The organism is Mycolicibacterium xanthum, from assembly GCF_019710635.1.
GTDB classification, from domain to species: Bacteria; Actinomycetota; Actinomycetes; order Mycobacteriales; family Mycobacteriaceae; genus Mycobacterium; species Mycobacterium xanthum.
On sequence record NZ_JAIFZS010000115.1, the window covers coordinates 1 to 4188 of the forward strand.

The following is a 4188-nucleotide window of genomic DNA, read 5'->3' on the forward strand; positions in this document are numbered from 1 at the left end:
ACAGACCCTGACCGCCGCCGACCCCCTACCCACCGACATCGCCGAAATCCTGGCCAGGATCGGCAGCCTCGGTGCGCACTAACTTGGCCCGAGTCGGGTCAACGGCCACAGGCAAGTTCTTGTTGCGGCTCACGTGCCTGACGCTAGCCTCGAACGGGGCCGACCGGGCTCAACTCTGGGCGCTTCAACTCGTGCAGTGACGGCAGCCGCATCAACAGCAGGCCGATCGACAGCATGGGGATCGCCAGCGCCGCGAAAGTGACCTGCAGGCCGAACCCGTCGACGAGCGGACCGGCGATCATGAAGCCCAGCGGGCCGGCCGCGTAGGCCAGAGATGTCATCGCGCCGATGACCCTTCCCCGCAAGTGCTGCGGCGCCTTGGTCTGCATCACGTAGTTGTAGATGGGCTGGATTGGCCCACAGGCCAACCCGACGATTGCGCTGAGCAGCAGGATCACCGCTGTCGGTGGCAGGAAGGCGAACGCCGCCGTGCAGACCCCCAGCGTGAGAGTCCCGATCAGCAGGATCGCCCGCCGTGTCGCCCGGTGCAGCAGCACCGGATAGGCGAGTGCTCCCCCCAGCGCGCCGACGGAGAGCGCCATCAACACCCAACCCAGTTGAGCCGGCTCGTTCCGGTCGGCGAAGTACTTCGGGAACAGCACGGCCTCCATCGGGACGAACAGTCCGGCGATCGCCAGGTTGATGAGTGCCAGCGTGCGCAGGATTCGTACGTTCCAGACGAACTTGAGGCCTTCGGCGATACCTGCCCACACCTGCGTTGGGCGTTCGTTGCCGACGGGCGGACCCGCGCCTTCCAGTCGCAGCATCCAGACGAAGAGGATCGACGCTGCGAAGGTCGCCGCTGTGAACCACATCGTGTCGATGCCACCGATGGTCGCGATCAACAGGCCGCCGAGGCCTGGCCCGACGATGTAGCCGACGTTGAACGTGGCTTCGTACAGACCGTTGGCACGATCGAGTGTCCAGCCCGCCTGGTCCGCGGCCTCGGGCAGCATCGATTCGCGCGCGGTGATTCCGGCCGGGTCGAATGCTGCGCCCAGTGCGGCCGCGATCGCCAGCACCGCGACACCGAGGGCCTGCGCCCCGAATGCGATAACCACCAGAGGAACAGCCGCGACCGTGGCTCCCGACAGGATGTCCGACAGCATCGAGATCCGCCGGCGGCTGAGGAAGTCGACGGCCGTACCGGCGAGCAGGACCGAGATCAGCGGTGGCAGCGCCGCGGCGGCAGCGACGATCGACGCGTCCACCGCGCTGCCGTTGTGCTGCAGTACCAGCCAGGGAAACGCGACGATCGAGATCCCGTTGCCCACGGCGGCGCAGAACGTCGCGCACAACAGCAGGCTCAGTGGACGGCGCGCCGCCGATCCCGGCGCAGGGTCAGGTCGCGATAGCAGGGGCAACATGGCAATTGGCGGCGTCGAGCATCCATGCGTACTCCAGGGCTGCCTGCTTCCACTGCTCGTAGCGGCCGCTGATGCCGGTGTGGCCGGCCGCCATGTCTGTTTTCAGCAGGATCGGAACGGCGCCGGTTGTCGCGTATCTGAGCGCGGCGACCCACTTGGCGGTGAGGCCGGCGGCAACCCGGGTGTCGCGCAGCGCCGCTATTGCGAGAATCCTTGGATATTCTGCCGGTTGGATGTTCTCGTAAGGCGAGTAGGACTTGATGTAGTGATAGATGTCGCGGTCGTCGGCGGGGTCGCCCAGCTCGCCGAGGAGGGCGGTGTCTACGTACGAACTCGGGTGCAGCAGCGTGGTGAGGGGGTCGACCACCGGCACCACGGCGAGAATGCCGGCGAACAACTCCGGTGCCATGTTGGCCGCAGCACCCACCAGCAGGCCACCGGCGCTTCCTCCGAACGCCACCATGCTGTGCGGGCGGGTGATTCCGCGGTCGATGAGATGTCGCGCCACCGAGATGAAGTCGTCGAACGAGTTCTTCTTGTCCATGAGCCTGCCGCCCTCGTGCCACGATTTTCCGAGATCGCCGCCGCCGCGGACATGTGCGACGACGAACACCATCCCGCGATCGAGCACCGACAACCGGGGAATGGAGAACCACGAGTCGTCGCAGCAGCCGAAGGCGCCGTAGCCGTACAGCAACGTCGGTGCCGGAAACGACACGTCGCGTCGATGGATGATGGATACCGGGATCCGGGTGCCGTCGGAGACGGCAACCCATTCGCGTCGTTCGACATAGTCGTCGCGCCGGAACCCGCCCCGCACCGATTGCTCGGTGACGACACGCATGCCGCGGCCTCGGGTCGGCGCGACGTCGTATACCCGCGACGGAGTGACATACGACGTCGCTTCGATCCGGCACATCGGTGCATCCCAGGCCGGGTTCTCGGCGATGGTTGCCGACATCAGATCGCTGTCGAACGCCACCGGGTACGGACGCTCGTACTCACCTCGCGCGTCGATGCCGATGAGTTCGACCTGAGTCAGGGCATGGTGTCGCGAACCCACGGCCAGATAGCCGGCGAAGGCCTCGACCACGGTGATCTGAACATCGTCCCGGTGGGGGATCAGGGTGCGTTGTGCCTCCGGGTCGCCGACCGGAGCCTCCACCACGGTGAAGTTGGGCGCATCGTCGTTGTGGGCGATCACGAAGCGGTCGTGGCCACCGACGATGGCGTGATCGAGGGTGTAGGCGACCCCGGGGCGCCGTCGCAGGACGGTTCGAAACCGTGCCTGCGGGTCGTCGGCGGCGCCATGGCGGATCTCAGAGGTGTCCAGCGAATTGGCGGCGATGAAGATGTATTTGCCACTACGGGCGCGACGCACGAACACGTGGAACCGCTTGTCGCTCTCGTGATACACGAGTTCTGCCTGCCGACCGTGTCCCAGCCGGTGGCGGCGCACGGTGCAGGGCCTGCCGCTGTCGTCAATGGCGACGTAGTAGATGGTCCTGCTGTCCGATGACCACGCAACGCTGGCCCACAGGTCGTGCGGTTCGCTCGGTGCGATGTCGCCGATCTCGTCCGGGTACGGGCGACCATCGGCCAGGTTTTTGAACCGCAGCGTGAATCGCTCGTTACCGGTCGTGTCGACGGTATATGCCAGCACTTGACCGTCGGGACTGACCACGCTGGCACCGACTGCGAAGAAATCGTGGTGCTGCGCCTCGGCGTTCTCGTCCAACAGCAACTGCTCGTCGGCCGCCGGCGTCTCGTCTATCCGCGGCGGATCCCAACCGCTTGCCGGTGCGACCGGGCGACGGCAGTGTTGTCCGTATTGCTGACCGTCGCGGTAGCGAAAGAAGTACCACCACATGCCGCGCCGCACCGGTGCGGTCGAGGTGGCAGCTTGGGTGCGCGCGGCGATTTCGTCGAAGATCTGTTCGCGTAGCACTCCGAGGTGCCGGATCTGTTCCTCGGCGTATCGGTTCTCCCGGAGGTGATGTTCGGTCACCGTCTGCTCGTCGGCGGCGTCCAGCCAGGCGTAGTGGTCGGTGAAGACGTCACCGTGCTGTAGTCGACGATGCGGCTCACGCTTGAGTTGTGGTGGATCCAATTGTGCCGCCATGGTGTCGGGCTGGGCCGCCATATTTGTATTCACAGTTCCTCCATTCAAAATGGAAATTGGCCTGCTTTCTCGGGCGAAGCAGGCCAATTTCGGGCGGCGATAATGCGGTGAATTCAGCCGCAATTCATGCGAATCAGCGCGGTCGCCAGCTGGGGTAGTTCCTGTGTCCGCGAGTGACTTTGGCCTTGGTCATGGTCGGTCTCCTTTCGTGGTGGAAGATCCTTTGGGTTCTTCGCAATTGTTCCTTCAGCTGCTCTGAAAAGGTCTTCCGTATTTGTTTGACATCTCCGATATTACGCAGGGTTCGGGTGATGAAAAGATTTATGAAAGGCCTTTAATCTTCGTATCATCGCAATGTCGGTCCTGCTTGTGGGCCGGCTCTGTGAACTGCGGTTTCGGCGTGGCGCCGGGGCGGGCTCATGAGAGCCGATGGGGGTACCGGCCCGACTCGGGCCAAGTTAGTGCGCACCGAGGCTGCCGATCCTGGCCAGGATTTCGGCGATGTCGGTGGGTAGGGGGTCGGCGGCGGTCAGGGTCTGTGTGCCGGCTTGGATTTGCACGGTGCGGTAGCGGCGTAGGGTCCGGACGAATTGTCGGATGCTCCAGCCGGTTCGGTGCTCGATCCAGTGCGTCAGTGCC

At 64.8% G+C, this 4188-nt stretch carries 2 protein-coding genes and 1 pseudogene; all 3 read right to left on the reverse strand.

Translation table 11 applies throughout. The features are described 5' to 3' along the window. Positions 1 to 143 precede the first annotated feature (143 nt). Positions 144 to 1427, reverse strand: a complete 1284-nt coding sequence (locus tag JDV09_RS26200; RefSeq protein ID WP_221372050.1) for an MFS transporter — start codon at positions 1425 to 1427, stop codon at positions 144 to 146. Continuing rightward, on the reverse strand, positions 1402 to 3549 hold the full coding sequence (locus JDV09_RS26205; protein WP_221372051.1) for a S9 family peptidase: 2148 nt from the start codon (positions 3547 to 3549) through the stop codon (positions 1402 to 1404). The genes JDV09_RS26200 and JDV09_RS26205 overlap by 26 nt, the downstream gene beginning before the upstream one ends. A 458-nt stretch (positions 3550 to 4007) precedes the next feature. Further along, positions 4008 to 4188 (reverse strand): annotated as a pseudogene (locus JDV09_RS26210) (IS1634 family transposase); the annotation flags it as partial.

Excerpts from the sequence above, each read along its gene's own strand:
- JDV09_RS26205 (WP_221372051.1), bottom strand. The coding sequence starts at position 3,549 with ATGGCGGCACAATTGGATCCACCACAACTCAAGCGTGAGCCGCATCGT.
- JDV09_RS26200 (WP_221372050.1), bottom strand. The coding sequence starts at position 1,427 with ATGTTGCCCCTGCTATCGCGACCTGACCCTGCGCCGGGATCGGCGGCG.